At 68.1% G+C, this 26,293-nt stretch carries 21 protein-coding genes and 1 tRNA gene; 18 read left to right on the forward strand and 4 right to left on the reverse strand.

Annotated features, from left to right (window positions below):
- A partial coding sequence (locus N4P33_RS14120) for a PspC domain-containing protein (protein WP_260826796.1) occupies window positions 1-1,350 on the forward strand: 1,350 nt, incomplete at its 5' end.
- Complete coding sequence (locus N4P33_RS14125) at window positions 1,337-1,564, forward strand: hypothetical protein (protein WP_260826798.1); 228 nt, start codon at window positions 1,337-1,339, stop codon at window positions 1,562-1,564. The genes N4P33_RS14120 and N4P33_RS14125, both read left to right, overlap by 14 nt.
- Here N4P33_RS14125 and N4P33_RS14130 read toward each other — a convergent pair.
- Complete coding sequence (locus N4P33_RS14130) at window positions 1,555-2,085, reverse strand: DoxX family protein (RefSeq protein WP_260826800.1); 531 nt, start codon at window positions 2,083-2,085, stop codon at window positions 1,555-1,557. The genes N4P33_RS14125 and N4P33_RS14130 overlap by 10 nt on opposite strands.
- Before the next feature lie 554 nt (window positions 2,086-2,639).
- Here N4P33_RS14130 and N4P33_RS14135 point away from each other — a divergent pair.
- Window positions 2,640-3,695, forward strand: a complete 1,056-nt coding sequence (locus N4P33_RS14135; RefSeq protein ID WP_260826801.1) for a UDP-N-acetylmuramate dehydrogenase — start codon at window positions 2,640-2,642, stop codon at window positions 3,693-3,695.
- Here the strand turns inward: N4P33_RS14135 and N4P33_RS14140 are convergent.
- Both N4P33_RS14140 and N4P33_RS14145 read right to left on the reverse strand, forming a co-directional pair.
- A complete protein-coding gene (locus N4P33_RS14140) occupies window positions 3,685-4,734 on the reverse strand; it encodes an adenosine deaminase (protein WP_260826803.1) in 1,050 nt (349 codons plus the stop codon). The genes N4P33_RS14135 and N4P33_RS14140 overlap by 11 nt on opposite strands.
- A gap of 123 nt (window positions 4,735-4,857) precedes the next feature.
- Entirely contained in the window at window positions 4,858-6,084 is a 1,227-nt protein-coding gene (locus N4P33_RS14145; RefSeq protein ID WP_260826805.1) for a pyridoxal phosphate-dependent aminotransferase, read from the reverse strand.
- A 274-nt stretch (window positions 6,085-6,358) separates the two neighbouring features.
- On the opposite strand from N4P33_RS14145, the gene N4P33_RS14150 reads away from it, so the two are divergent.
- From N4P33_RS14150 to tuf, 15 genes are all read left to right on the forward strand, one after another.
- A tRNA-Trp gene (locus N4P33_RS14150) sits at window positions 6,359-6,431 on the forward strand.
- Between the two features lie 108 nt (window positions 6,432-6,539).
- Window positions 6,540-6,827, forward strand: coding sequence for a preprotein translocase subunit SecE (secE, locus tag N4P33_RS14155; RefSeq protein WP_260826807.1), 288 nt, complete (start codon window positions 6,540-6,542; stop codon window positions 6,825-6,827).
- An 80-nt stretch (window positions 6,828-6,907) separates the two neighbouring features.
- Complete coding sequence (gene nusG / locus N4P33_RS14160) at window positions 6,908-7,789, forward strand: transcription termination/antitermination protein NusG (protein WP_260826808.1); 882 nt, start codon at window positions 6,908-6,910, stop codon at window positions 7,787-7,789.
- A 189-nt stretch (window positions 7,790-7,978) separates the two neighbouring features.
- The gene (gene rplK / locus N4P33_RS14165) at window positions 7,979-8,413 is read left to right on the forward strand and encodes a 50S ribosomal protein L11 (RefSeq protein WP_189287518.1); all 435 of its coding nucleotides are present in this window, start codon (window positions 7,979-7,981) and stop codon (window positions 8,411-8,413) included.
- A gap of 84 nt (window positions 8,414-8,497) precedes the next feature.
- Window positions 8,498-9,223, forward strand: coding sequence for a 50S ribosomal protein L1 (rplA, locus tag N4P33_RS14170; protein WP_260826809.1), 726 nt, complete (start codon window positions 8,498-8,500; stop codon window positions 9,221-9,223).
- A 160-nt stretch (window positions 9,224-9,383) separates the two neighbouring features.
- Entirely contained in the window at window positions 9,384-10,331 is a 948-nt protein-coding gene (locus tag N4P33_RS14175) for a hypothetical protein (protein ID WP_260826810.1), read from the forward strand.
- Between the two features lie 294 nt (window positions 10,332-10,625).
- The gene (gene rplJ, locus N4P33_RS14180; protein WP_167991102.1) at window positions 10,626-11,156 is read left to right on the forward strand and encodes a 50S ribosomal protein L10; all 531 of its coding nucleotides are present in this window, start codon (window positions 10,626-10,628) and stop codon (window positions 11,154-11,156) included.
- A gap of 114 nt (window positions 11,157-11,270) precedes the next feature.
- A complete protein-coding gene (gene rplL / locus N4P33_RS14185) occupies window positions 11,271-11,660 on the forward strand; it encodes a 50S ribosomal protein L7/L12 (RefSeq protein ID WP_260826813.1) in 390 nt (129 codons plus the stop codon).
- Window positions 11,661-12,223: 563 nt separating this feature from the next.
- Window positions 12,224-15,709, forward strand: a complete 3,486-nt coding sequence (gene rpoB / locus N4P33_RS14190) for a DNA-directed RNA polymerase subunit beta (protein WP_260826814.1) — start codon at window positions 12,224-12,226, stop codon at window positions 15,707-15,709.
- A gap of 94 nt (window positions 15,710-15,803) precedes the next feature.
- The gene (locus N4P33_RS14195) at window positions 15,804-19,703 is read left to right on the forward strand and encodes a DNA-directed RNA polymerase subunit beta' (RefSeq protein ID WP_260826816.1); all 3,900 of its coding nucleotides are present in this window, start codon (window positions 15,804-15,806) and stop codon (window positions 19,701-19,703) included.
- Between the two features lie 170 nt (window positions 19,704-19,873).
- Window positions 19,874-20,404 carry a DUF1707 and DUF4190 domain-containing protein gene (locus tag N4P33_RS14200; RefSeq protein WP_260826817.1) on the forward strand — a complete coding sequence of 177 codons (531 nt, stop codon included), beginning with the start codon at window positions 19,874-19,876 and terminating at the stop codon, window positions 20,402-20,404.
- Window positions 20,405-20,717: 313 nt separating this feature from the next.
- Window positions 20,718-21,089: a 30S ribosomal protein S12 gene (rpsL, locus tag N4P33_RS14205; RefSeq protein WP_003948652.1), complete on the forward strand. Its 372-nt coding sequence runs from the start codon at window positions 20,718-20,720 to the stop codon at window positions 21,087-21,089.
- Window positions 21,090-21,091: 2 nt separating this feature from the next.
- Window positions 21,092-21,562: a 30S ribosomal protein S7 gene (gene rpsG / locus N4P33_RS14210; RefSeq protein WP_003998848.1), complete on the forward strand. Its 471-nt coding sequence runs from the start codon at window positions 21,092-21,094 to the stop codon at window positions 21,560-21,562.
- 39 nt (window positions 21,563-21,601) lie between these two features.
- Window positions 21,602-23,728, forward strand: coding sequence for an elongation factor G (fusA, locus tag N4P33_RS14215; protein ID WP_260826818.1), 2,127 nt, complete (start codon window positions 21,602-21,604; stop codon window positions 23,726-23,728).
- A gap of 154 nt (window positions 23,729-23,882) precedes the next feature.
- On the forward strand, window positions 23,883-25,076 hold the full coding sequence (gene tuf, locus N4P33_RS14220) for an elongation factor Tu (protein ID WP_260826819.1): 1,194 nt from the start codon (window positions 23,883-23,885) through the stop codon (window positions 25,074-25,076).
- 105 nt (window positions 25,077-25,181) lie between these two features.
- Here the strand turns inward: tuf and N4P33_RS14225 are convergent.
- Window positions 25,182-26,293: alpha-lytic protease prodomain-containing protein (locus N4P33_RS14225; RefSeq protein ID WP_260826822.1), on the reverse strand; the 1,112-nt coding region annotated here is incomplete at its 5' end.

The following is a 26,293-nucleotide window of genomic DNA, read 5'->3' on the forward strand; positions in this document are numbered from 1 at the left end:
CAGGCGGGCGCGCGCGGAAAGGAAGGAGCGACCGCGGGAGCCACCGCCCCACCGCCGGCCGGGCCCGGCGAGACCGCACCCGAGCCGCCCCGCCACTTCCGGCGCGACCGCCGGCACAAGATGCTCGGCGGGGTCTGCGCCGGTCTCGGCCGGCAGTGCGACATGGACCCGGTGATCTTCCGGATCACCCTCGCGGTGCTCTCCGCCACCGGCGGCCTCGGCCTGATCTTCTACGGCTTCGCCTGGCTCTTCGTGCCCTACGACGACGAGGAGGAGCACGAGTTCCGCAGACTGCTCAGCGGCCGGGTCGAGGGCCACACGCTGACGGCCGTGCTGTTCGCCCTGGTCGGCTGCGGGGTCTTCCTGACCATGCTGAACAACAGCGGCGTGCTGAGCTTCGCCGTCATACTGTCCATCCTGCTCGCCGGCGCCGGGTACTGGTCGCGGCACCGCGGCGCGCCCAGCCCCGACCCGCTCGCCGCCCAGGCCACGGCCGACGCCCCTCCGGAGCCACAGGCCCCGCCGGTTCCGGGCGCCTACCCCTCCTGGTGGCGTGACCCCATCGTCAAGGACGGCACCCACATCGGCGGCACCGGCTATCTCTGGGGCCCCTGGGACTCCCGCGACCGCGACGTCGCCGCCGCGATCAACATCAGCCTGGGCACCCACACCGGCGCCGACCCGGACACCCCGCGTCCCCACGCCCCGAAACCGCGCGGCCCCCGCTGGATCGGCGGCTGGGTCTTCCTCCTGGCGCTCCTGGCAGCCTTCCTCGGCACCCGCCTCACCTGGGACGACCGCCCCCTGGGTGACAGCCTGCAGACCGGCCTCGCCTGCGCCCTCGCCGTGTTCGGCCTGGGCATCGCCCTCAGCGCCTTCCTGGGCCGCACCGGCGCCGGGTCCCTCATCCTCGCGATCATCACCGCGGGCCTCCTCGCCGCGTCGGCCGCTCTGCCGAAGGATGTCGGCACCGACTGGAGACGCACGACCTGGGAGCCCACCTCCACCGCACAGATACGCCCGTCCTACGAACTGGGCACCGGCACCGGCACGCTCGATCTGTCCGGCATACGCGTACCGGACGGCAAGAGCGTGTCGACAAGGGCGGACGTGGGCCTGGGCCGCCTTCATGTGATCGTCCCGAAGGACGCGACGGTGCGGCTGAACATCGACGTAGGACTCGGCGACATCCAGTTGCCGGGCGACGACACCAAGGACGTGGACGTGGCGCCGGGCAAGCGGAAGCAACTGACCCTCGAACCGCCCCCGCACGCGGACCAGGCCGGCACGCTCCACCTGGACCTCCAGGTCGGCGCGGGACAGGCGGAGGTGAGCCGTGCTACGTCATGAGTTCCAGCCCGGCCGGCTGGTCGCCGGTGCCTTCCTCACCCTCGCCGGGGTGATCTACGCCGGCGACGCGGGCGACGCGTGGGAGACCCCGTGGTTCGTGGTCATCCCCGTCGTCACCGGCGGCCTGTGCCTGGCGGGCGCGGTGGCTCTCGTCACCAGCCTCGTACGCCGCCGAAGAGAGCCGAACGCCCGCGCGGACGGGAGCTACCGGTAACCCCCCACCCGCTGCCGCCGCCGCGCCCGCAGCGCGGCATCCACGGACAGCAGAGGAGCACCGGCCAGCACCAGCGGAATCCAGGCCATGAGATAGGGGAGGTCGTTCCCGTAGTAGTACGGGTCGGATGCCCAGCTCACCGTCAGCCACAGGCTGAGCGAGATCAGCGCGCCCCCCAGGGCGGCGAGCCGTGTGAGCAGCCCCAGCAGCGTGCCGATCCCCACGGCCAGCTCACCGAAGGCGATCGCGTAACCGAACGCCACAGGGTTCTCCAGGGCCATGTCGACCATCGCCGGAATGGCGGAGGAGTCCCGGACGCCCCGCATCATCTCGCCGATGGATCCCGCACCGGAGTCCTTCATGAACGCACTGTCGGTCAGCTTGTCGAGGCCGGCGTAGATGAAGGTCACCCCCAGGAAGATCCTGAGGGGGAGCAGCGCATAACGGGTGGCGGTGTCCCGCCAGTCGTTGTCGCCATCGAAATGGGGGCTGTACGTGTCCGACCGCATACCGTGAGTCATCGCTACCTGCCGCCTCTCGCCGCGCTGCCGAGACCCCCTCAAGAGACCATACGTACGACAATCAGCCCCGGCTCAATCCTGAGGGCGGCGATTTTCCCCGCCGGGCCCTGAAAACGAGGGGCGTCGGCCAGGTGGTCCAGCGTTCGTAGCCCGGCGCGGGTGTGGGCGTCGCTTGCCCGTGCTGGCGGGGTGCCTCCCCCACTCTCGGCTTCGCTCGAGCGGGGGGACCCCCACCGCCCACCCGTGCTGCCCCAGCGGCACGATTGCCCGCAGCTGGGTAGGGATTGCCCGCAGGCGCCCACGGCGGGAAGGGGACGGGGCGGTGGTGTCTGCCCGCAGCGGCTGGCGCGTCCGCGCCGACCCGCTCTCTGTGTCGACCTATTTCGCGCCAGACCGAGGACGGACACCACCGCCCCGGCCCCGACTCACCCACCGGCATGAGGCGCTACGCCCGCCCCCACCGGAGGGGCAGTGGCGCCGCAGGCATCCACCCACCGGACCCGCAGACGGCCGCAGCTCGAACCGACGCCCCCCGCCCCCGTACCCTTAGCGGCGTGCAGGAACTCCACGACGCCCCCCTCGCCCCGCTGACCACCTTCCGGCTGGGCGGCCCCGCCACCCGCCTGGTCACCGCGACGACCGACGACGAGGTGATCTCCGTCGTCCGCGAGGCCGACGACACCGGCACCCCCCTCCTCATCATCGGCGGCGGCTCCAACCTCGTCATCGGCGACAAGGGCTTCGACGGCACCGCCCTCGTCATCGCCACCAAGGGCTTCACCCTCCACGGCACCCGTCTCGAACTCGCCGCCGGCGAAGTCTGGACGGACGCCGTCGCCCGCACCGTCGAGGCAGGGCTCGCCGGCATCGAGTGCCTGGCCGGCATCCCCGGCTCGGCCGGCGCCACCCCCATCCAGAACGTCGGCGCCTACGGCCAGGAGGTCTCCTCCACGATCACCGAGGTGATCGCCTACGACCGCCGCACCCGCGAGACCGTCACCCTCGCCAACGCCGACTGCGCCTTCTCCTACCGCCACAGCCGCTTCAAGTCCGACCCGGAGCGCTACGTCGTCCTGCGCGTCCGCTTCGACCTCGAGGACGCCGACGGCCTCTCCGGCCCCATCAAGTACGCAGAGACGGCCCGCGCCCTCGGCGTGGCCCCCGGCGACCGCGTCCCCCTGGCCACCGCCCGCGAGACCGTCCTCAAGCTCCGCGCGGGCAAGGGCATGGTCCTGGACCCCGACGACCACGACACCTGGTCGGCCGGCTCCTTCTTCACCAACCCGATCCTCACCGACGACGAGTTCCAGGCCTTCCACGCGCGCGTGAAGCAGCGCCTCGGCGCCGACGCCGAGCCCCCCGCCTACCCCGCGGGCGACGGCCACACCAAGACCTCCGCGGCCTGGCTGATCGACAAGGCGGGCTTCAGCAAGGGCTACGGCACCGGCCCCGCCCGCATCTCCACCAAGCACACCCTCGCCCTGACCAACCGCGGCAACGCCACCACGGAGGACCTCCTCGCCCTGGCCCGCGAAGTCGTCACCGGCGTCCGTGAAGCCTTCGGCATCACCCTGGTCAACGAGCCGGTGACGGTCGGCGTCAGCCTGTAGCCTCCACAGGACCGCTGAGCCACTCGTCGACCCCCGCCAGCAGCTTCTCCTTCACCTCCTCCGGCGCCGCCGACCCCCGCACCGACTGACGCGCCAGCTCCGCCAGCTCCGCGTCCGAGAAGCCGTGGTGCTGCCGGGCGATCTCGTACTGCGCCGCCAGACGCGAGCCGAACAACAGCGGGTCGTCGGCGCCCAGCGCCAGCGGCACGCCCGCCTCGAAAAGCGTCCGCAGCGGTACGTCCTCCGGCTTCTCGTACACGCCCAGCGCCACATTCGACGCCGGGCACACCTCGCACGTCACCTGCCGGTCCGCCAGCCGCCGCAGCAGCCGTGGATTCTCCGCCGCCCGCACCCCGTGCCCGATCCGGTCCGCCTCCAGGTCGTCCAGGCAGTCCCGCACCGACGCGGGTCCCGCCAGCTCACCCCCGTGCGGCGCCGACAGCAGCCCGCCCTCCCGCGCGATGGCGAACGCCCGGTCGAAGTCCCGGGCCATCCCGCGCCGCTCGTCATTGGACAGCCCGAAGCCGACGACCCCCCTGTCCGCGTACCGCACCGCCAGCCGGGCCAGCGTCCGCGCGTCCAGCGGATGCTTCATCCGGTTCGCCGCCACCAGCACCCGCATCCCCAGCCCGGTGTCCCGCATCGCCGCGTCCACCGCGTCCAGGATGATCTCCAGCGCCGGGATCAGCCCGCCCAGCCGGGGCGCGTACGACGTCGGGTCCACCTGGATCTCCAGCCAGCCGGAGCCGTCCCGCAGCTCCTCCTCCGCCGCCTCCCGCACCAGGCGCCGGATGTCGTCCGGCTCCCGCAGACAGGAACGCGCCGCGTCGTACAGCCGCTGGAAGCGGAACCAGCCCCGCTCGTCGGTGGCGCGCAGCCTCGGCGGCTCCCCGCTCGTCAGCGCGTCGGTCAGCGCCTCGGGCAGGCGCACCCCGTACTTGTCGGCCAGCTCCAGCAGGGTGGTGGGCCGCATCGACCCGGTGAAGTGCAGGTGCAGATGGGCCTTCGGCAGCTCAGAGACATCACGTACACGCTCCATCCCAGGATCCTGCCGCACGCCCCACCCGCCCCGGTAGCGCTTTCCCCGTACGTGGTCTTGCTCGCACAAACGAACAGGGCGCCCGGGAGAACCCGGGCGCCCCACGCGGCAGGAGCGAAAACCTCAGTCCCGCGCCTCCGCCAGCAGCTTCTGGATCCGCGAGACACCCTCGACGAGGTCCTCGTCACCGAGCGCGTACGACAGCCGCAGGTAGCCCGGCGTGCCGAACGCCTCACCGGGCACCACCGCGACCTCGGCCTCCTCCAGGATGAGCGCGGCCAGCTCCACGGAGTTCTGCGGGCGCTTGCCCCGGATCTCCTTGCCGATCAGCGCCTTCACCGACGGGTAGGCGTAGAACGCGCCCTCCGGCTCCGGGCAGACGACGCCGTCGATCTCGTTGAGCATCCGCACGATGGTCCTGCGCCGCCGGTCGAAGGCCTCGCGCATCTTCGCGACCGCGTCCAGGTCACCGGAGACCGCGGCCAGCGCCGCCGCCTGCGCGACGTTGGAGACGTTGGACGTGGCGTGCGACTGGAGGTTGGTCGCGGCCTTCACGACGTCCTTCGGGCCGATGACCCAGCCCACGCGCCAGCCCGTCATCGCGTACGTCTTCGCCACGCCGTTGACCACGATGCACTTGTCGCGCAGCTCGGGCAGCAGAGCCGGCAGGGACACGGAGACGGCGTCGCCGTAGACCAGGTGCTCGTAGATCTCGTCGGTCAGCACCCACAGCCCGTGCTCGACGGCCCACTGGCCGATCGCCTCGGTCTCGGCCTCGCTGTAGACGGCGCCGGTCGGGTTCGACGGGGAGACGAACAGGACGACCTTCGTCTTCTCGGTGCGGGCGGCCTCCAGCTGCTCCACCGAGACCCGGTAGCCGGTCGTCTCGTCGGCGACGACCTCGACCGGGACACCGCCGGCCAGGCGGATCGACTCCGGGTACGTCGTCCAGTACGGCGCCGGGACGATGACCTCGTCGCCCGGGTCGAGGATCGCGGCGAAGGCCTCGTAGATGGCCTGCTTGCCGCCGTTGGTGACGAGGATCTGCGACGGGTCGACCTCGTAGCCGGAGTCCCGCAGGGTCTTCGCGGCGATCGCGGCCTTCAGCTCGGGCAGACCGCCGGCCGGGGTGTAGCGGTGGAACTTCGGGTTCTTGCAGGCCTCGATCGCGGCCTCGACGATGTAGTCCGGGGTGGGGAAGTCGGGCTCACCGGCGCCGAAGCCGATCACCGGTCGCCCGGCGGCCTTGAGGGCCTTGGCCTTGGCGTCCACGGCGAGGGTGGCCGACTCGGAGATCGCGCCGATGCGGGCGGAGACCCGGCGCTCGGTGGGTGGGGTTGCAGCGCTCATGCAGCCCATCGTTTCAGACCGGAAACCGGCGCGGCACCGGGGTTTCACAGACTGAACAGGACCGGGCAAACCCTGAACATCCGTCCGGATCCCCGCGCCGCGGGCCCCCGCAGCCGTGGCGATCTTCCGCCGGGGCCGCCGTCCACGGGCGCTTTCTGTTCGACGCCCGGCCGGAGACCACGTACACTCTCACCTCGTTGGCCTTCAGCGGGCCCGCGCTCATCCGGTGCACACCAAGCATCCGGGCGAATGCGGTACGTTGGTGGACACACAAAGGGTCGTAGCTCAATTGGTAGAGCACTGGTCTCCAAAACCAGCGGTTGGGGGTTCAAGTCCCTCCGGCCCTGCTACACACACCTTCGCCAGGATGTGTGCGCATGTACGTACAGCAATGCACCGCCGTGCGGCTCAGACCGGGCGCGGCACGGCCACGACCCGGAATCAGGTGAGGACGAGTGACGGACGCCGTGGGCTCCATCGACATGCCTGATGCCCAGGACGAGGCGCCGGACTCCAGGAAGAAGACCCGCAAGGGCGGCAAGCGCGGCAAGAAGGGCCCGCTGAAGCGGCTCGCGCTCTTCTACCGCCAGATCGTCGCGGAGCTCCGCAAGGTCGTCTGGCCCACCCGCAATCAGCTGACGTCGTACACGACCGCAGTGATCATCTTCGTCGTCATCATGATCGGCCTGATCACCCTGATCGACTATGGCCTCAGCAACGCCGCCAAGTACGTCTTCGGCTGAGCCGAGAGCGAAGGGCGCCGAGGTACCCGGCGCCCCTTTCGCGTGTTCCACCCCTCTGTATCCAGGAAGAAGCAGCCACCGTGTCTGACCCGAACGTGAACGACGCCGTTGAGCCTCACGGCGAGGGGGCCGAGTTCGTCGTCGAGGACGAGCTCGAGACTGTCGAGGGCGTGGACAGCGAGGACATCGCGGCCTCCCCGGAGGCCGAGGCTGCGGATGCCGCCGCGGACGAGGCCGGCGCCGAGGAGACCGAGGCCGGCACCGAGGCTGCTGACGCCGAGGCCGCCGAGGACGAGGAAGCCGGGGAAGCCGCCGCGGAGGCCGAGGAAGAGGCCGAGGACGACCGCGACCCGGTCGAGAAGCTCCGCGAGGAACTGCGCACCCTGCCCGGCGAGTGGTACGTCATCCACACCTACGCCGGTTACGAGAACCGCGTGAAGACCAACCTGGAGCAGCGCGCCGTCTCGCTGAACGTCGAGGACTACATCTTCCAGGCCGAGGTGCCGCAGGAAGAGGTCGTCCAGATCAAGAACGGCGACCGCAAGACGATCAAGCAGAACAAGCTGCCGGGTTACGTCCTGGTCCGCATGGACCTGACGAACGAGTCCTGGGGCGTCGTCCGCAACACCCCCGGCGTCACCGGCTTCGTGGGCAACGCCTACGACCCGTACCCGCTGACCCTGGACGAGATCGTCAAGATGCTCGCCCCGGAGGCCGAGGAGAAGGCCGCCCGCGAGGCCGCCGAGGCCGAGGGCAAGCCGGCCCCGCAGCGCAAGGTCGAGGTCCAGGTGCTGGACTTCGAGGTCGGCGACTCGGTCACCGTCACCGACGGCCCGTTCGCCACGCTGCAGGCGACCATCAACGAGATCAACCCCGACTCCAAGAAGGTCAAGGGCCTGGTGGAGATCTTCGGCCGCGAGACGCCGGTCGAGCTCTCCTTCGACCAGATCCAGAAGAACTGAGCTCTTCCAGGGCTTCCAGAACTTTCTGGACGTACCACTTCCGAACAGGTCAGACGGGCGCTCGCGTCTCGTCTGACCTGCTCGGTTTTTGGCCGCGCATCTCTACCCGTTAAAGTTGTGCGGTATGCCTGCGTCCGGGTGGTCCCCGGTCACGCGGGCAGGACCCGAATCGAAAGGACCCGGAGAGCCATGCCTCCCAAGAAGAAGAAGGTCACGGGGCTCATCAAGCTCCAGATCCAGGCCGGTGCCGCCAACCCGGCCCCGCCGGTCGGCCCCGCGCTGGGCCAGCACGGCGTGAACATCATGGAGTTCTGCAAGGCCTACAACGCCGCGACCGAGTCGCAGCGCGGTTGGGTCATCCCGGTGGAGATCACGGTCTACGAGGACCGTTCCTTCACCTTCATCACCAAGACCCCGCCGGCCGCCAAGATGATCCTCAAGGCCGCGGGCGTGGAGAAGGGCTCCGGCGAGCCGCACAAGACCAAGGTCGCGAAGATCACGCGTGACCAGGTCCGTGAGATCGCCACCACCAAGATGCCCGACCTCAACGCCAACGACCTGGACGCCGCCGAGAAGATCATCGCCGGCACCGCCCGTTCCATGGGCATCACGGTCGAGGGCTGACCTCCACCCCCGTAAGCCAGCAGCAGTAGTGGCAGGGCCTGCTCGGCCCGGACCACGACTCCTAAGAACCCACAGGAGCTTTAAGTGAGCAAGCGCAGCAAGTCTCTCCGCGCTGCGGACGCCAAGATCGACCGGGACAAGCTCTACGCCCCGCTCGAGGCCGTCCGTCTCGCCAAGGAGACCTCCACGACCAAGTTCGACGGCACCGTCGAGGTCGCCTTCCGTCTGGGTGTCGACCCGCGCAAGGCCGACCAGATGGTCCGTGGCACCGTGAACCTCCCGCACGGCACCGGTAAGACCGCCCGGGTCCTGGTCTTCGCGACCGGTGACCGTGCCGAGGCCGCGCGTGCCGCGGGCGCCGACATCGTCGGCGCCGACGAGCTGATCGACGAGGTGTCGAAGGGCCGTCTGGACTTCGACGCCGTCGTCGCCACCCCGGACCTCATGGGCAAGGTCGGCCGCCTCGGCCGCGTCCTCGGCCCGCGTGGTCTGATGCCGAACCCGAAGACCGGCACCGTCACCCCCGACGTGGCCAAGGCCGTCACCGAGATCAAGGGTGGCAAGATCGAGTTCCGCGTCGACAAGCACTCGAACCTGCACTTCATCATCGGCAAGACGTCGTTCGACGACACCAAGCTGGTGGAGAACTACGGCGCCGCGCTGGAGGAGATCCTCCGTCTGAAGCCGTCCGCCGCCAAGGGCCGCTACATCAAGAAGGCCGCCATCACCACCACGATGGGCCCCGGCATCCCGGTCGACCCGAACCGCACCCGCAACCTCCTCGTCGAGGAGGACCCGGCCGCGGTCTGAGCCGGCCCGGCCGGCCCTCCGAGGCCGGTACGCACGTGAAGCCGTCCCCTGCGCCTGCTGAGGCGTGGGGGGCGGTTTTTTCGTACGACCGTGTCAGTGGGGTGCGTTACCGTACGACTGACTTCACAGCGCATCAACAGCAAACCAGGGGTGGGGATTCATGGCCATGTCCGCATGGAAGCGCGCGGGTGTCTGTCTGACGGCCGCGGTCGTCGTGGCCGGTGTCGCCGGCTGCCAGGACGGTGACGGGGGCGGGAAGAAGAAGGCCGGGGGCTCGGCCGACTCCCAGGTCCAGACGCAGAACCAGATGACCGAGGTCCTCCAGGCCGCCTTCAAGAAGACCTCCGAGGCGAAGTCCTCCAAGGTCCGGATGACCATGACGATGCCGGCAGCCATGGACGGCGGCGGCACCATGGAGCTCTCCGGGGTCCAGGGCTGGGACCCGGGCGTCATGGACGTCACCATGAAGGGCTCCGCGCTCACCGCGGGCGACCCGGACGCTCCCGAGCAGATCCGCATGATCATGCTCGACGACGCCATGTACATGGACATGGGTGCGAAGCAGGCCGCCGAGATGGACGGCAAGCGCTGGATGAAGATGGACTTCGGCGCCATCGCCGAGGAATCCGGCGACCCGGCCCTGCAGAAGCAGCTGACCGGCGGCATGGAGAACATGAACCAGGACCCGGCGCAGCAGCTCGCCCTGCTGCTGGAGTCGCCGAACCTGAAGCACGTCGGCCCGGAGAAGGTCGACGGCGTCCAGACGCAGCACTACAAGGGCACGCTGAGCTTCGAGGAGATGCTCGACGCCAACAAGGGCACCAAGAGCCTGCTCTCCGCGAAGGAGCGCCAGGAGCTGGTCGACAGCGTCGAGAAGGCCGGTATGAAGGGCTACGACACCCAGGTCTGGGTGAACGAGGACAACTACCCGGTCAAGATGGTCGTCGGCATGAAGTTCACGCAGGGCACGATGAACATGACGGCCCACTACTCCGACTACGGTGCCGCGGCCGACGTCCAGGCGCCGCCGGCGAGTGAGACCTTCGACTTCATGGAGATGCTCAAGGAGCTGGAGGGTCTGGGGGAGGACTCCGAGGCCGGTCTCTGAGCCCCCGTTCGGCCGATTTGCCTGACGTCGATCCCGTCGCGTACTCTTCCACAGAAGCCAAAGACCGCTGGTCGTTGCCGTGCGCTCGCAAGAGGGTGCGGTGGCCGAAGGATCCGCTGAACTGCGGACGACCCGCGCAGGTGACAGTGGAAGAGTTCCCGCGATTCGCCGCCTCGTGTGTGCGAAGAACCGGTTGAGCTACGCCCCGTGCGCCTGCGCCCGGGGCGTTTCGTTTTCCCCAGTCCTCCTTCGGGTCCGCGCGGTCCGAATCACCCGGAAGGAGGCCGAGGCTCTATGGCGAGGCCCGACAAGGCTGCCGCGGTTGCCGAGCTGACGGACAAGTTCCGTAGCTCCAACGCCGCCGTGCTGACCGAGTACCGCGGTCTCACCGTGGCGCAGCTCAAGACGCTGCGTCGTTCGCTCGGTGAGAACGCCCAGTACGCCGTGGTGAAGAACACGCTGACCAAGATTGCGGCCAACGAGGCCGGGATCACGCTGGACGACCAGCTCTTCGCTGGTCCGACGGCCGTCGCCTTCGTCACCGGTGACCCGGTGGAGTCGGCGAAGGGTCTTCGTGACTTCGCCAAGGAGAACCCGAATCTCGTCATCAAGGGCGGTGTCCTTGACGGCAAGGCGCTGTCCGCCGACGAGATCAAGAAGCTTGCGGACCTCGAGTCCCGCGAGGTTCTGCTCAGCAAGCTGGCCGGTGCCTTCAAGGCGAAGCAGTCCCAGGCTGCCTCCGTCTTCCAGGCGCTGCCCTCGAAGCTCGTCCGCACCGTCGACGCGCTTCGTGCCAAGCAGGCCGAGCAGGGCGGTGCCGAGTAATTCGGCTCGCTTTTTGACCCTCGCCGCGTGAGGTGAGGGTCGATGCGGGCCCGACGTACGCCCGCCTTACCCAGTACATCCGGCACCTGCCGATTTAGTGGAAGGACCGCCATCATGGCGAAGCTCACCCAGGACGAGCTGCTGGCCCAGTTCGAGGAGATGACCCTCATCGAGCTCTCCGAGTTCGTGAAGGCCTTCGAGGAGAAGTTCGACGTCACCGCCGCCGCTGCCGCGCCGGTCGTCATGGCCGGCGGTGCCGCCGGTGGCGCCGCCGCCGAGGCCGTCGAGGAGAAGGACGAGTTCGACGTCATCCTCACCGGCGCCGGTGACAAGAAGATCCAGGTCATCAAGGTCGTGCGCGAGCTCACCTCCCTGGGCCTCAAGGAGGCCAAGGACCTGGTCGACGGCACCCCGAAGCCGGTTCTCGAGAAGGTCAACAAGGAAGCCGCCGACAAGGCCAAGGAGGCCCTCGAGGGCGCCGGCGCCTCCGTCGAGGTCAAGTAAGACCTTTGCCGCGCAGGGTCCCGTAGGACCCCTGTAACGCTGTAGCACCGAAGAGCGATCATCCATCCGGGTGGTCGCTCTTCGGCGTTCCGGGGGGTGGCCCGGTGGTTGCCTTGAACCCTCGACGGCGAGGGGTATGGTGATCATCGTCGTGTCTTCGGGCGTCTCGGTTCGGGCAGTTCGGGCAAGGGGGCCTTGACGAACCGCACGCAGCGCGCAATTCTCAGGACGCGTCGTCACAAGGATCCGAATCCGAGGCATGGATCGACGACGAAGAGGGCAGTATCAACGTGCATTGAGGGCGAGCATGCCGAGGGCGTTGAGAACAACGAGGGTCGCGAAAAACCCGCACTGGACATCAGTGTGCCAAGTGGCTACACTGACCCTTTGCGCTGCCTGTTAGCTGCCCCCTGCCCGTCACCAGGGGTCTGCCCTCGCCTCAGCACCGACGTACAGATCATCTCTGACCTGGCCTTTTGGTCACGTCAGAAGGGGCCTGTCCCGGGGCGCGGTGGGGGACCGGTACGCGCGTAGTGAGTCCGAGCCCTCGGAAGGACCCCCTCTTGGCCGCCTCGCGCAACGCCTCGACCGCGAATACGAACAACGGCGCCAGCACCGCCCCGCTGCGCATCTCCTTTGCAAAGATCAAGGAGCCTCTCGAGGTTCCGAACCTGCTCGCGCTGCAGACCGAGAGCTTCGACTGGCTGCTCGGCAACACGGCCTGGCAGAGTCGGGTCGAGGAGGCTCTCGAGAACGGTCAGGACGTCCCCACCAAGTCCGGTCTGGAGGAGATCTTCGAGGAGATCTCCCCGATCGAGGACTTCAGCGGGTCGATGTCGCTGACCTTCCGTGACCACCGCTTCGAGCCGCCGAAGAACTCGATCGACGAGTGCAAGGAGCGCGACTTCACGTACGCGGCCCCGCTCTTCGTCACCGCCGAGTTCACCAACAACGAGACCGGCGAGATCAAGTCCCAGACGGTCTTCATGGGCGACTTCCCGCTCATGACGAACAAGGGCACCTTCGTCATCAACGGCACCGAGCGTGTCGTGGTGTCGCAGCTGGTCCGTTCGCCGGGTGTCTACTTCGACTCCAGCATCGACAAGACCTCCGACAAGGACATCTTCTCCGCCAAGATCATCCCGTCCCGGGGTGCCTGGCTGGAGATGGAGATCGACAAGCGCGACATGGTCGGTGTCCGTATCGACCGCAAGCGCAAGCAGTCCGTCACCGTCCTGCTCAAGGCGCTCGGCTGGACCACCGAGCAGATCCTCGAGGAGTTCGGCGAGTACGAGTCGATGCGCGCCACCCTGGAGAAGGACCACACCCAGGGCCAGGACGACGCGCTGCTCGACATCTACCGCAAGCTGCGCCCGGGCGAGCCCCCCACGCGTGAGGCCGCGCAGACGCTGCTCGAGAACCTCTACTTCAACCCCAAGCGCTACGACCTCGCCAAGGTCGGCCGCTACAAGGTCAACAAGAAGCTGGGTACGGACACCCCGCTGGACGCGGGCATCCTGACCGTCGAGGACATCATCGCGACGATCAAGTACCTGGTGAAGCTGCACGCCGGTGAGACCGAGACCGTCGGCGACAACGGCCAGCCGGTCGTCGTCGAGACCGACGACATCGACCACTTCGGCAACCGCCGCCTGCGCAGCGTCGGCGAGCTCATCCAGAACCAGGTCCGCACGGGTCTGGCGCGTATGGAGCGCGTCGTGCGTGAGCGCATGACCACGCAAGACGTCGAGGCGATCACGCCGCAGACCCTGATCAACATCCGGCCGGTCGTCGCCTCCATCAAGGAGTTCTTCGGCACCAGCCAGCTGTCCCAGTTCATGGACCAGAACAACCCGCTGTCCGGGCTGACGCACAAGCGTCGTCTGTCCGCGCTCGGCCCGGGTGGTCTCTCCCGTGAGCGGGCCGGCTTCGAGGTCCGTGACGTTCACCCGTCGCACTACGGCCGCATGTGCCCGATCGAGACCCCCGAAGGCCCGAACATCGGTCTGATCGGCTCGCTCGCCACCTACGGCCGGGTCAACGCGTTCGGTTTCGTCGAGACCCCGTACCGCAAGGTCATCGACGGCCAGGTCACCGACCAGGTGGACTACCTGACCGCCGACGAGGAGGACCGCTTCGTCATCGCGCAGGCCAACGCGCCGCTCACCGACGACCTGCGGTTCGCCGAGGCCCGTGTGCTGGTCCGCCGCAAGGGCGGCGAGGTCGACTACGTCGGCCCCGAGGACGTGGACTACATGGACGTCTCGCCGCGCCAGATGGTGTCGGTCGCGACCGCCATGATCCCCTTCCTGGAGCACGACGACGCCAACCGTGCCCTCATGGGCGCGAACATGATGCGCCAGGCCGTTCCGCTGATCCAGGCGGAGGCCCCGCTCGTCGGCACCGGCATGGAGTACCGCTCCGCCGTCGACGCCGGCGACGTCGTCAAGGCCGAGAAGGCCGGTGTGGTCCAGGAGGTCTCCGCGGACTACATCACCACCGCCAACGACGACGGCACGTACATCACGTACCGCCTGGCCAAGTTCGCCCGCTCCAACCAGGGCACCTCGGTCAACCAGAAGGTCATCGTCGCCGAGGGCGACCGGATCGTCGAGGGCCAGGTCCTCGCCGACGGCCCGGCCACCCAGCAGGGTGAGATGGCGCTCGGCAAGAACCTGCTCGTCGCGTTCATGCCGTGGGAGGGTCACAACTACGAGGACGCGATCATCCTGTCGCAGCGCCTCGTGCAGGACGACGTCCTCTCCTCGATCCACATCGAGGAGCACGAGGTCGACGCCCGTGACACCAAGCTCGGCCCCGAGGAGATCACCCGGGACATCCCGAACGTCTCCGAGGAGGTCCTCGCCGACCTCGACGAGCGCGGCATCATCCGTATCGGTGCCGAGGTCATCGCCGGTGACATCCTCGTCGGCAAGGTCACGCCCAAGGGTGAGACCGAGCTGACCCCCGAGGAGCGCCTGCTGCGCGCGATCTTCGGTGAGAAGGCCCGTGAGGTCCGTGACACCTCGCTGAAGGTGCCGCACGGCGAGACCGGCAAGGTCATCGGTGTGCGCGTCTTCGACCGCGAGGAGGGCGACGAGCTGCCGCCCGGCGTCAACCAGCTGGTGCGTGTGTATGTTGCGCAGAAGCGCAAGATCACCGACGGTGACAAGCTCGCCGGCCGTCACGGCAACAAGGGCGTCATCTCCAAGATCCTGCCGATCGAGGACATGCCGTTCCTGGAGGACGGCACCCCGGTCGACATCATCCTCAACCCGCTGGGTGTGCCGTCCCGAATGAACCCGGGACAGGTCCTGGAGATCCACCTCGGCTGGCTCGCCAGCCGCGGCTGGGACGTCTCCGGCCTGGCCGACGAGTGGGCCCAGCGCCTCCAGGCGATCGGCGCCGACAAGGTCGAGCCCGGCACCAACGTCGCGACCCCGGTCTTCGACGGCGCGCGCGAGGACGAGCTCGCGGGTCTGCTCCAGCACACCATCCCGAACCGCGACGGCGAGCGCATGGTGCTCCCGTCCGGCAAGGCGCGGCTGTTCGACGGCCGCAGCGGTGAGCCGTTCCCGGACCCGATCTCGGTCGGCTACATGTACATCCTCAAGCTGCACCACCTGGTCGACGACAAGCTGCACGCCCGGTCGACCGGTCCGTACTCCATGATCACCCAGCAGCCGCTGGGTGGTAAGGCCCAGTTCGGTGGCCAGCGGTTCGGCGAGATGGAGGTGTGGGCACTCGAGGCGTACGGCGCCGCCTACGCGCTCCAGGAGCTGCTGACCATCAAGTCCGACGACGTCACCGGCCGCGTGAAGGTCTACGAGGCCATCGTCAAGGGCGAGAACATCCCTGAGCCCGGCATCCCCGAGTCCTTCAAGGTGCTCATCAAGGAGATGCAGTCCCTGTGCCTGAACGTGGAGGTGCTGTCCAGCGACGGTATGTCCATCGAGATGCGTGACACCGACGAGGACGTCTTCCGCGCTGCGGAGGAGCTCGGCATCGACCTGTCCCGGCGCGAGCCGAGCAGCGTCGAAGAGGTCTGACGGGAGTCCGGCGGCCTCTCACGAAGAGGCCGCCGGCCCCAGGACCCCCGTATCAGACCCCAAGACTTACGACCCTGAGAGGGATTGACGCATAGTGCTCGACGTCAACTTCTTCGACGAGCTCCGGATCGGCCTGGCCACCGCTGACGACATCCGTCAGTGGAGCCACGGCGAGGTCAAGAAGCCCGAGACCATCAACTACCGCACCCTCAAGCCCGAAAAGGACGGACTCTTCTGCGAGAAGATCTTCGGTCCGACCCGGGACTGGGAGTGCTACTGCGGCAAGTACAAGCGCGTCCGCTTCAAGGGCATCATCTGCGAGCGCTGTGGCGTCGAGGTCACGCGCGCCAAGGTGCGCCGTGAGCGGATGGGCCACATCGAGCTGGCCGCTCCCGTCACGCACATCTGGTACTTCAAGGGTGTCCCCTCGCGCCTCGGCTACCTGCTGGACCTGGCGCCGAAGGACCTCGAGAAGGTCATCTACTTCGCGGCGTACATGATCACGTACGTCGACGAGGAGCGCCGTACGCGCGACCTGCCCTCGCTGGAGGCGCACGTCTCCGTCGAGCGCCAGCAGATCGAGAACCGCCGGGACGCCGACCTGGAGGCCCGCGCCAAGAAGCTCGAGTCGGACCTGGCCGAGCTGGAGGCCGAGGGCGCCAAGGCGGACGTGCGCCGCAAGGTGCGCGAGGGTGCCGAGCGCGAGATGAAGCAGCTGCGCGACCGTGCGCAGCGCGAGATCGACCGTCTCGACGAGGTGTGGAACCGGTTCAAGAACCTCAAGGTCCAGGACCTCGAGGGCGACGAGCTGCTCTACCGCGAGCTGCGTGACCGCTTCGGCACGTACTTCGACGGCTCGATGGGTGCCGCGGCGCTGCAGAAGCGCCTGGAGTCCTTCGACCTCGAGGAGGAGGCCGAGAAGCTTCGCGAGATCATCCGTACCGGCAAGGGCCAGAAGAAGACCCGTGCGCTGAAGCGGCTGAAGGTCGTGTCTGCCTTCCTGCAGACCTCCAACAGCCCCAAGGGCATGGTCCTCGACTGCGTGCCGGTCATCCCGCCGGACCTGCGTCCGATGGTGCAGCTGGACGGTGGCCGCTTCGCGACCTCCGACCTGAACGACCTGTACCGCCGTGTGATCAACCGGAACAACCGACTGAAGCGCCTTCTCGACCTCGGTGCGCCCGAGATCATCGTGAACAACGAGAAGCGCATGCTCCAGGAGGCCGTCGACGCCCTCTTCGACAACGGTCGTCGCGGCCGTCCGGTCACCGGTCCGGGCAACCGCCCGCTGAAGTCCCTCAGCGACATGCTGAAGGGTAAGCAGGGCCGCTTCCGTCAGAACCTGCTCGGTAAGCGTGTCGACTACTCGGCGCGTTCCGTGATCGTCGTCGGTCCGCAGCTGAAGCTGCACCAGTGCGGTCTGCCCAAGGCGATGGCGCTGGAGCTCTTCAAGCCGTTCGTGATGAAGCGCCTGGTCGACCTGAACCACGCGCAGAACATCAAGAGCGCCAAGCGGATGGTCGAGCGCGGCCGCACCGTGGTGTACGACGTCCTCGAAGAGGTCATCGCCGAGCACCCGGTGCTGCTGAACCGTGCGCCCACCCTGCACCGCCTCGGCATCCAGGCCTTCGAGCCGCAGCTGGTCGAGGGCAAGGCCATTCAGATCCACCCGCTCGTGTGCACCGCGTTCAACGCGGACTTCGACGGTGACCAGATGGCCGTGCACCTGCCGCTGTCCGCGGAGGCGCAGGCCGAGGCCCGCATCCTGATGCTGTCCTCGAACAACATCCTCAAGCCCGCCGACGGCCGCCCGGTGACGATGCCGACCCAGGACATGGTCCTCGGTCTGTTCTTCCTCACCACCGACGGCGAGATGCGCGACCTCAAGGGCGAGGGCCGTTCCTTCGCCTCGGTCGCCGAGGCGATCATGGCCTTCGACGCGGGCGAGCTGTCGCTCCAGTCGAAGATCGACGTCCGCTTCCCGGTCGGCACCATCCCGCCGCGCGGCTGGACCCCGCCGGCGCGCGAGGAGGGCGAGCCCGAGTGGCAGCAGGGTGACAGCTTCCGGCTGAACACCACGCTGGGCCGTGCGCTCTTCAACGAGCTGCTGCCCGAGGACTACCCGTTCGTCGACTACGAGGTCGGCAAGAAGCAGCTCTCCGAGATCGTCAACGACCTCGCCGAGCGCTACCCGAAGGTCATCGTGGCGGCGACGCTCGACAACCTGAAGGCGGCCGGCTTCTACTGGGCGACCCGTTCCGGCGTCACCGTCGCCATCTCCGACGTCGTCGTCCCCGAGGCGAAGAAGGAGATCGTCGCCAAGTGGGAGGCGGCGGACGAGAAGGTCCAGAAGCAGTACGAGCGCGGTCTGATCACCAAGGACGAGCGCACGCAGGAGCTCATCCAGATCTGGACCCAGGCGACCAACGAGGTTGCCGAGGCGATGAACGACAACTTCCCGAAGACCAACCCGATCTTCATGATGGTGAACTCGGGTGCGCGAGGCAACATGATGCAGATGCGTCAGATCGCCGGTATGCGTGGTCTGGTGTCGAACGCCAAGAACGAGACGATCCCGCGGCCTATCAAGGCGTCGTTCCGTGAGGGTCTGTCCGTGCTGGAGTACTTCATCTCCACGCACGGTGCCCGTAAGGGTCTGGCGGACACCGCTCTGCGTACCGCCGACTCGGGTTACCTCACCCGTCGTCTGGTCGACGTCTCCCAGGACGTCATCATCCGCGAGGAGGACTGCGGCACCGAGCGCGGCCTCAAGCTGGAGATCGCCGAGCGTGGTGCCGACGGTGTGCTGCGCAAGGCGGAGAACGTCGAGACCTCCGTGTACGCGCGCTGCCTCGCGGAGGACATCGTGGTCGACGGTCAGGTGCTGGCCCCGGCCGGTACCGACCTGGGCGACGTGCTCATCGAGGAGCTCGTCTCCCGCGGCGTGCAGACGGTCAAGACCCGCTCGGTCCTGACCTGCGAGTCCGCCGTCGGCACCTGCGCGATGTGCTACGGCCGTTCGCTCGCCACCGGCAAGCTGGTCGACATCGGTGAGGCGGTCGGCATCATCGCCGCCCAGTCCATCGGTGAGCCCGGTACCCAGCTGACGATGCGTACCTTCCACACCGGTGGTGTGGCCGGTGACGACATCACCCAGGGTCTGCCGCGTGTCGTCGAGCTCTTCGAGGCCCGTACCCCGAAGGGTGTGGCTCCCATCTCCGAGGCGAGCGGCCGCGTTCGCATCGAGGAGACGGAGAAGACCAAGAAGATCGTCATCACCCCGGACGACGGCAGCGACGAGACGGCGTACCCGATCTCGAAGCGTGCCCGTCTCCTGGTCAGCGAGGGCGAGCACGTCGAGGTGGGCCAGAAGCTCACCGTGGGTGCCACCAACCCGCACGACGTGCTGCGCATCCTGGGTCAGCGTGCCGTCCAGGTCCACCTGGTCGGCGAGGTCCAGAAGGTCTACAACTCGCAGGGTGTGTCGATCCACGACAAGCACATCGAGATCATCATCCGGCAGATGCTGCGCCGCGTGACGATCATCGAGTCCGGCGACGCCGAGCTGCTGCCCGGCGAGCTGGTCGAGCGCTCGAAGTTCGAGCACGAGAACCGTCGTGTGGTCCAGGAGGGCGGTCACCCGGCCTCCGGTCGTCCGCAGCTCATGGGTATCACCAAGGCCTCGCTGGCCACGGAGTCCTGGCTGTCGGCGGCGTCCTTCCAGGAGACGACGCGAGTCCTCACGGACGCGGCGATCAACGCCAAGTCCGACTCGCTGATCGGCCTCAAGGAGAACGTCATCATCGGTAAGCTCATCCCGGCCGGTACGGGTCTGTCCCGCTACCGCAACATCCGGGTCGAGCCGACCGAGGAGGCCAAGGCCGCGATGTACTCGGCCGTCGGCTACGACGACATCGACTACTCGCCGTTCGGCACGGGCTCCGGCCAGGCCGTCCCGCTGGAGGACTACGACTACGGTCCGTACAACCAGTAAGCGAGTCGCCTGATCGCGAGGGCGGTCATCCCGTTTCGTACGGGGTGGCCGCCCTTCGGCGTGGGCGGGCAGAGACCGGTACAGGGACGTGACGCGGGAACCGATGCCTGGCCAGTCGCGTTGGAGGATGATAGGAGCCATCATCCGGCTTCCGGCGGGGGAGGTGTTCCGTGTCGTACCCGACACCGTGGCAGGGGCAGCAGCCGCCCTGGCAGGGGCAGAACAGCGGCGCGATGCTGGCCTCGCACGCAGACCGTGAGCGGGCCGTGGACGTGCTGCGGGCCGGCTTCGGCGAGGGCCGGCTGCAGCAGGAGGAGTTCGAGAAGCGGGTCGCGCGGGCCTACCAGGCGCGCACGGTGGGGGAGCTGGCGCTGCTGGTGGCCGATCTGCCACAGGGCCCCATGATGACGCAGCCCGCGGCCTTCCAGCCCCTTCCGCGCACGTTCCTGCCGTCCCCGGCGCCGCCCACGAACGGCAAGGCGGTCGGGTCCATGATCTGCGGCGTGCTGACCACCATGACCTTCGGGATCACCGGCATCCCGGCGGTGGTTCTGGGGCACACCGCCCGTGCAGAGATACGTCGTACGGGCGAGGGTGGCGAAGGCTTCGCACTGGCAGGACTGATCCTGGGCTGGCTGTCCGTGGCGGGCTGGGCGGCCTTCCTGCTGCTGATGATCGTGGCGGCCGCGGCGTCCACCTGACGACGGGGCCGGCCTGGGCGTGAAGATCATCCGGTGCGCATGGGGTTGACAGACGCCGTATGGCGATGTGGGCGGCGCCCATTTGTTTTGACCGCAGCGAATGCGATAGGTACGCTCAGACCTTGTGCCTGGGGTGTGCCCTGGCCTTCGTGCGTGCCATCAAAACCGCACCGGAGGCCGATGAACGGCCACCGCAATCTGCGCTTCTTTCTGCCTTGCGGCGGAGGTCCGCACGATTCGACACACCCGACCGCGTGGGTCGGCGACGTTCCAGGTTAGCTGTACCCATCGGCACACAGAAACCGGAGAAGTAGTGCCTACGATCCAGCAGCTGGTCCGCAAGGGCCGGCAGGACAAGGTCGAGAAGAACAAGACGCCCGCACTCGAGGGTTCGCCCCAGCGTCGCGGCGTCTGCACGCGTGTGTTCACGACCACCCCGAAGAAGCCGAACTCGGCCCTCCGCAAGGTCGCGCGTGTGCGTCTGACCAGCGGCATCGAGGTCACCGCTTACATTCCGGGTGAGGGACACAACCTGCAGGAGCACTCCATCGTGCTCGTGCGCGGCGGCCGTGTGAAGGACCTGCCGGGTGTTCGCTACAAGATCATCCGCGGTTCGCTCGACACCCAGGGTGTCAAGAACCGCAAGCAGGCTCGCAGCCGTTACGGCGCCAAGAAGGAGAAGTAAGAATGCCTCGTAAGGGCCCCGCCCCGAAGCGTCCGGTCATCATCGACCCGGTCTACGGCTCCCCTCTGGTGACCTCCCTGATCAACAAGGTGCTGCTGAACGGCAAGCGCTCCACCGCCGAGCGCATCGTCTACGGCGCCATGGAGGGCCTGCGCGAGAAGACCGGCAACGACCCGGTCATCACGCTGAAGCGCGCTCTCGAGAACATCAAGCCGACCCTCGAGGTCAAGTCCCGCCGTGTCGGTGGTGCCACCTACCAGGTCCCGGTCGAGGTCAAGCCCGGCCGTGCCAACACGCTGGCGCTGCGCTGGCTGGTCGGTTACTCCCGCGCCCGTCGCGAGAAGACCATGACCGAGCGTCTGCTCAACGAGCTCCTCGACGCCAGCAACGGCCTCGGTGCCGCTGTGAAGAAGCGCGAGGACACGCACAAGATGGCCGAGTCCAACAAGGCCTTCGCGCACTACCGCTGGTAGTCGCAGTCCACATCGAGACCGAGAGAAGACTGAAGCCTTATGGCTACCACTTCGCTTGACCTGGCCAGGGTCCGCAACATCGGGATCATGGCCCACATCGACGCGGGCAAGACGACCACCACCGAGCGGATCCTGTTCTACACCGGCGTTTCGTACAAGATCGGTGAGGTCCACGACGGCGCTGCCACCATGGACTGGATGGAGCAGGAGCAGGAGCGTGGCATCACGATCACCTCTGCTGCCACCACCTGCCACTGGCCGCTGGAAGACGTCGACCACACCATCAACATCATCGACACGCCGGGCCACGTCGACTTCACCGTCGAGGTGGAGCGTTCCCTGCGCGTGCTCGACGGTGCCGTGACGGTGTTCGACGGCGTCGCCGGCGTTGAGCCCCAGTCCGAGACCGTGTGGCGTCAGGCGGACCGCTACGGCGTTCCGCGTATCTGCTTCGTCAACAAGCTCGACCGCACCGGCGCCGAGTTCCACCGCTGCGTCGACATGATCAGCGACCGCCTGGGTGCGCAGCCGCTCGTCATGCAGCTGCCGATCGGTGCCGAGGCCGACTTCAAGGGCGTCGTGGACCTGGTCCGCATGAAGGCGCTCGTGTGGTCCGCCGAGGCCGCCAAGGGCGAGATGTACGACGTCGTCGACATCCCGGCCACGCACACCGAGGCCGCCGAGGAGTGGCGCGGCAAGCTGCTCGAGGCCGTCGCGGAGAACGACGAGGAGCTGATGGAGCTGTACCTCGAGGGCCAGGAGCCCTCCGAGGAGCAGCTGTACGCGGCGATCCGCCGTATCACCATCGCCTCCGGCAAGGGCGGCGGCACCACCGTCACCCCCGTGTTCTGCGGCACCGCCTTCAAGAACAAGGGCGTGCAGCCCCTGCTCGACGCGGTCGTGCGCTACCTCCCCTCCCCGCTCGACGTGGAGGCCATCGAGGGCCACGACCCGAAGGACGCGGAGACGGTCGTGCGGCGCAAGCCGTCCGACGACGAGCCGCTCGCGGCGCTGGCGTTCAAGATCATGAGCGACCCGCACCTCGGCAAGCTCACCTTCGTCCGCGTGTACTCCGGCCGTCTGGAGTCCGGCACCCAGGTGCTGAACTCCGTGAAGGGCAAGAAGGAGCGCATCGGCAAGATCTACCGCATGCACGCCAACAAGCGTGAGGAGATCGAGTCGGTGGGCGCCGGCGACATCGTCGCCGTCATGGGCCTGAAGCAGACCACCACCGGTGAGACGCTGTCCGACGACAAGCAGCCGGTGATCCTGGAGTCCATGGACTTCCCGGCCCCGGTCATCCAGGTCGCCATCGAGCCCAAGTCGAAGGGCGACCAGGAGAAGCTCGGCGTCGCGATCCAGCGCCTGGCCGAGGAGGACCCGTCCTTCCAGGTCCACTCGGACGAGGAGACCGGCCAGACCATCATCGGCGGTATGGGCGAGCTGCACCTCGAGGTGCTGGTCGACCGCATGCGCCGTGAGTTCAAGGTCGAGGCCAACGTCGGCAAGCCGCAGGTCGCGTACCGCGAGACCATCCGCAAGTCGGTCGAGAAGGTCGAGTACACCCACAAGAAGCAGACGGGTGGTACCGGCCAGTTCGCGCGCGTCATCATCGCGATCGAGCCGATCGAGGGCGGCGACGCCTCCTACGAGTTCGTCAACAAGGTGACCGGTGGCCGCGTGCCGAAGGAGTACATCCCTTCGGTCGACGCCGGTGCGCAGGAGGCCATGCAGTTCGGCATCCTCGCCGGTTACGAGATGACGGGCGTCCGCGTGACGCTGCTCGACGGTGCCTACCACGAGGTGGACTCCTCCGAGCTCGCGTTCAAGATCGCCGGTTCGCAGGCCTTCAAGGAGGCCGCGCGCAAGGCTTCGCCCGTGCTCCTGGAGCCGATGATGGCCGTCGAGGTCACCACGCCCGAGGACTACATGGGTGACGTCATCGGCGACATCAACTCCCGCCGTGGCCAGATCCAGGCCATGGAGGAGCGGGCCGGTGCCCGCGTCGTGAAGGGCCTCGTGCCCCTGTCGGAGATGTTCGGCTACGTCGGAGACCTCCGCAGCAAGACGTCGGGTCGCGCAAGCTACTCGATGCAGTTCGACTCCTACGCCGAGGTTCCGCGGAACGTCGCCGAGGAGATCATCGCGAAGGCCAAGGGCGAGTAACGGACCCCGTCCGCACGCCGTAGGCTTGACCCCGGAGCCTGCAAGGGGCATTCCGCCACCAACCCGGCGGAATGCCCCGGGCCCGGGTTTCCCAGCAAAGATCACCTGGCGCCGATGAGTAAGGCGTACAGAACCACTCCACAGGAGGACCCCAGTGGCGAAGGCGAAGTTCGAGCGGACTAAGCCGCACGTCAACATCGGCACCATCGGTCACATCGACCACGGTAAGACGACCCTCACGGCCGCCATTACCAAGGTGCTGCACGACAAGTACCCGGACCTGAACGAGGCTTCGGCCTTCGACCAGATCGACAAGGCTCCCGAGGAGCGCCAGCGCGGTATCACCATCTCCATCGCGCACGTCGAGTACCAGACGGAGGCGCGTCACTACGCCCACGTCGACTGCCCGGGTCACGCGGACTACATCAAGAACATGATCACCGGTGCCGCTCAGATGGACGGCGCCATCCTCGTGGTCGCCGCCACCGACGGCCCGATGCCGCAGACCAAGGAGCACGTGCTCCTGGCCCGCCAGGTCGGTGTTCCGTACATCGTGGTCGCCCTGAACAAGGCCGACATGGTGGACGACGAGGAGATCCTGGAGCTCGTCGAGCTCGAGGTGCGTGAGCTCCTCTCCGAGTACGAGTTCCCGGGCGACGACGTTCCCGTCGTCAAGGTCTCGGCGCTCAAGGCCCTCGAGGGCGACAAGGAGTGGGGCCAGTCGGTCCTGGACCTCATGGACGCCGTCGACACCGCGATCCCGGAGCCGGAGCGCGACGTCGACAAGCCGTTCCTGATGCCGATCGAGGACGTCTTCACCATCACCGGTCGCGGTACGGTCGTCACCGGCCGTATCGAGCGTGGTGTCCTCAAGGTCAACGAGACCGTCGACATCATCGGCATCAAGCCGGAGAAGACCACCACCACGGTCACCGGCATCGAGATGTTCCGCAAGCTGCTCGACGAGGGCCAGGCCGGTGAGAACGTCGGTCTGCTCCTCCGCGGCATCAAGCGCGAGGACGTCGAGCGCGGCCAGGTCATCATCAAGCCGGGCTCGGTCACCCCGCACACCGAGTTCGAGGCCCAGGCCTACATCCTGTCGAAGGACGAGGGTGGCCGTCACACCCCGTTCTTCAACAACTACCGCCCGCAGTTCTACTTCCGTACGACGGACGTGACCGGCGTCGTGACCCTCCCCGAGGGCACCGAGATGGTCATGCCGGGTGACAACACCGAGATGAAGGTGGAGCTCATCCAGCCCGTCGCCATGGAGGAGGGCCTGAAGTTCGCCATCCGTGAGGGTGGCCGGACCGTGGGCGCCGGCCAGGTCACCAAGATCACCAAGTGAGCTTGCTGATCTGACCTGGTAGCTCCTGCTGCGAGCACCTGAGAGGGCCCGCACGACTTCGGTCGTGCGGGCCCTTTCGCGTGTCCGCTGTTCAGGCGTGCTTGTTCAGGCGCGCTGCCAGAGCGCCGGGACGTTCGGGGGTTCCCAGCCCGGCTGGGCCTGGTGGCCCTGGAGGCAGCGGTACGTGGCGCCGCCGTAGGTCACCGTGTCGCCGGGCTGGTAGACCGTGCCGGCCGCCCAGGTGCCGCCGCCCGGGGGCGGGGGCTCCTCGCCGCCGCCGGTGGTCTTCAGCGTCAGGCCGTAGTTCTGCAGCAGCGGATTGATCGGCTGATGGTACGTCGTGCCGCCGCTGCTGCAGTTGCCCGAGCCGCCCGAGGTGACGCCCTGCGCCTGGCTGCCGGAGATGTACGCGCCGCCCGAGTCGCCGGGCTCGGCGCACACCGAGGTGCGGGTGACGCCGGTGATGGTGCCCTCGGGGTAGGTCACGCTGGTGTTGTGCTGCTGGATCGTGCCGCAGTGCCAGCCGGTGGTGGAGCCGGAGCGGCACACCGACGCGCCGACCGTGGCCTGTGTGGAGCCCGTGACCTGCACGTTCTGGCCGCCCGCGCCCTTGACGTACGGCGTCGCCGTCCAGTTGGCGTTCGTGGCCACCCACGCCATGTCGCGGCCGGGGAAGACCGAGCCCTGGAAGGTGCCCTGGGCGACCTGGTTGTAGCCGCTGGTGGTGGTGCCGGCCCGGCCGCAGTGACCGGCGGTGGCGAAGCCCTGCTGCGTGCCGCGGGTGACCGGGAAGCCGACCGAGCACCGGCCGCCGCCGCCCATGTAGTACGCGTCGCCGCCGCGCAGGTCGTACAGCGCACGGGGCTGCTCGGCGGACTTCTCGACGCGGGTGAGGGAGCGGTCGACCCCGGCCGCGGCCAGCAGGGCATGCCCCGCGGAGGCCCGTACCGCCTGGACGACCAGCTTGTTGGCGCGGACGTCGACGTACCAGACGGGCACGGCCGTGCTGCCCTTGCGGTGTGCCACCCGGTCCAGGCGGGCCTTGGCCGCGTCCAGCTCGGCGAGGGAGTGGGGGACGACGGCGGCCCGCGCGCCCTGCGCCTCGATGGTGCGGACGTCGTCGGCGTCGGTCGTCGCCACGGTCAGCGTGCCGGACTCGGGGCCGCGCACCCAGGCGCCGGCGAAGTCCGCGCCGAGCGCGAGGCGCAGACGGCCCG

This window comes from Streptomyces sp. 15-116A (assembly GCF_025290915.1).
Classification (GTDB): domain Bacteria; phylum Actinomycetota; class Actinomycetes; order Streptomycetales; family Streptomycetaceae; genus Streptomyces.

Bases quoted from the DNA above. Each gene is read 5' to 3' on its own strand.
- N4P33_RS14130 (WP_260826800.1), bottom strand. From the start codon at position 2,085: ATGACTCACGGTATGCGGTCGGACACGTACAGCCCCCATTTCGATGGC.
- N4P33_RS14140 (WP_260826803.1), bottom strand. From the start codon at position 4,734: ATGGAGCGTGTACGTGATGTCTCTGAGCTGCCGAAGGCCCATCTGCAC.
- N4P33_RS14145 (WP_260826805.1), bottom strand. From the start codon at position 6,084: ATGAGCGCTGCAACCCCACCCACCGAGCGCCGGGTCTCCGCCCGCATC.
- rplK (WP_189287518.1), top strand. From the start codon at position 7,979: ATGCCTCCCAAGAAGAAGAAGGTCACGGGGCTCATCAAGCTCCAGATC.
- N4P33_RS14175 (WP_260826810.1), top strand. From the start codon at position 9,384: ATGGCCATGTCCGCATGGAAGCGCGCGGGTGTCTGTCTGACGGCCGCG.
- rplJ (WP_167991102.1), top strand. From the start codon at position 10,626: ATGGCGAGGCCCGACAAGGCTGCCGCGGTTGCCGAGCTGACGGACAAG.
- rplL (WP_260826813.1), top strand. From the start codon at position 11,271: ATGGCGAAGCTCACCCAGGACGAGCTGCTGGCCCAGTTCGAGGAGATG.
- rpsG (WP_003998848.1), top strand. From the start codon at position 21,092: ATGCCTCGTAAGGGCCCCGCCCCGAAGCGTCCGGTCATCATCGACCCG.
- fusA (WP_260826818.1), top strand. From the start codon at position 21,602: ATGGCTACCACTTCGCTTGACCTGGCCAGGGTCCGCAACATCGGGATC.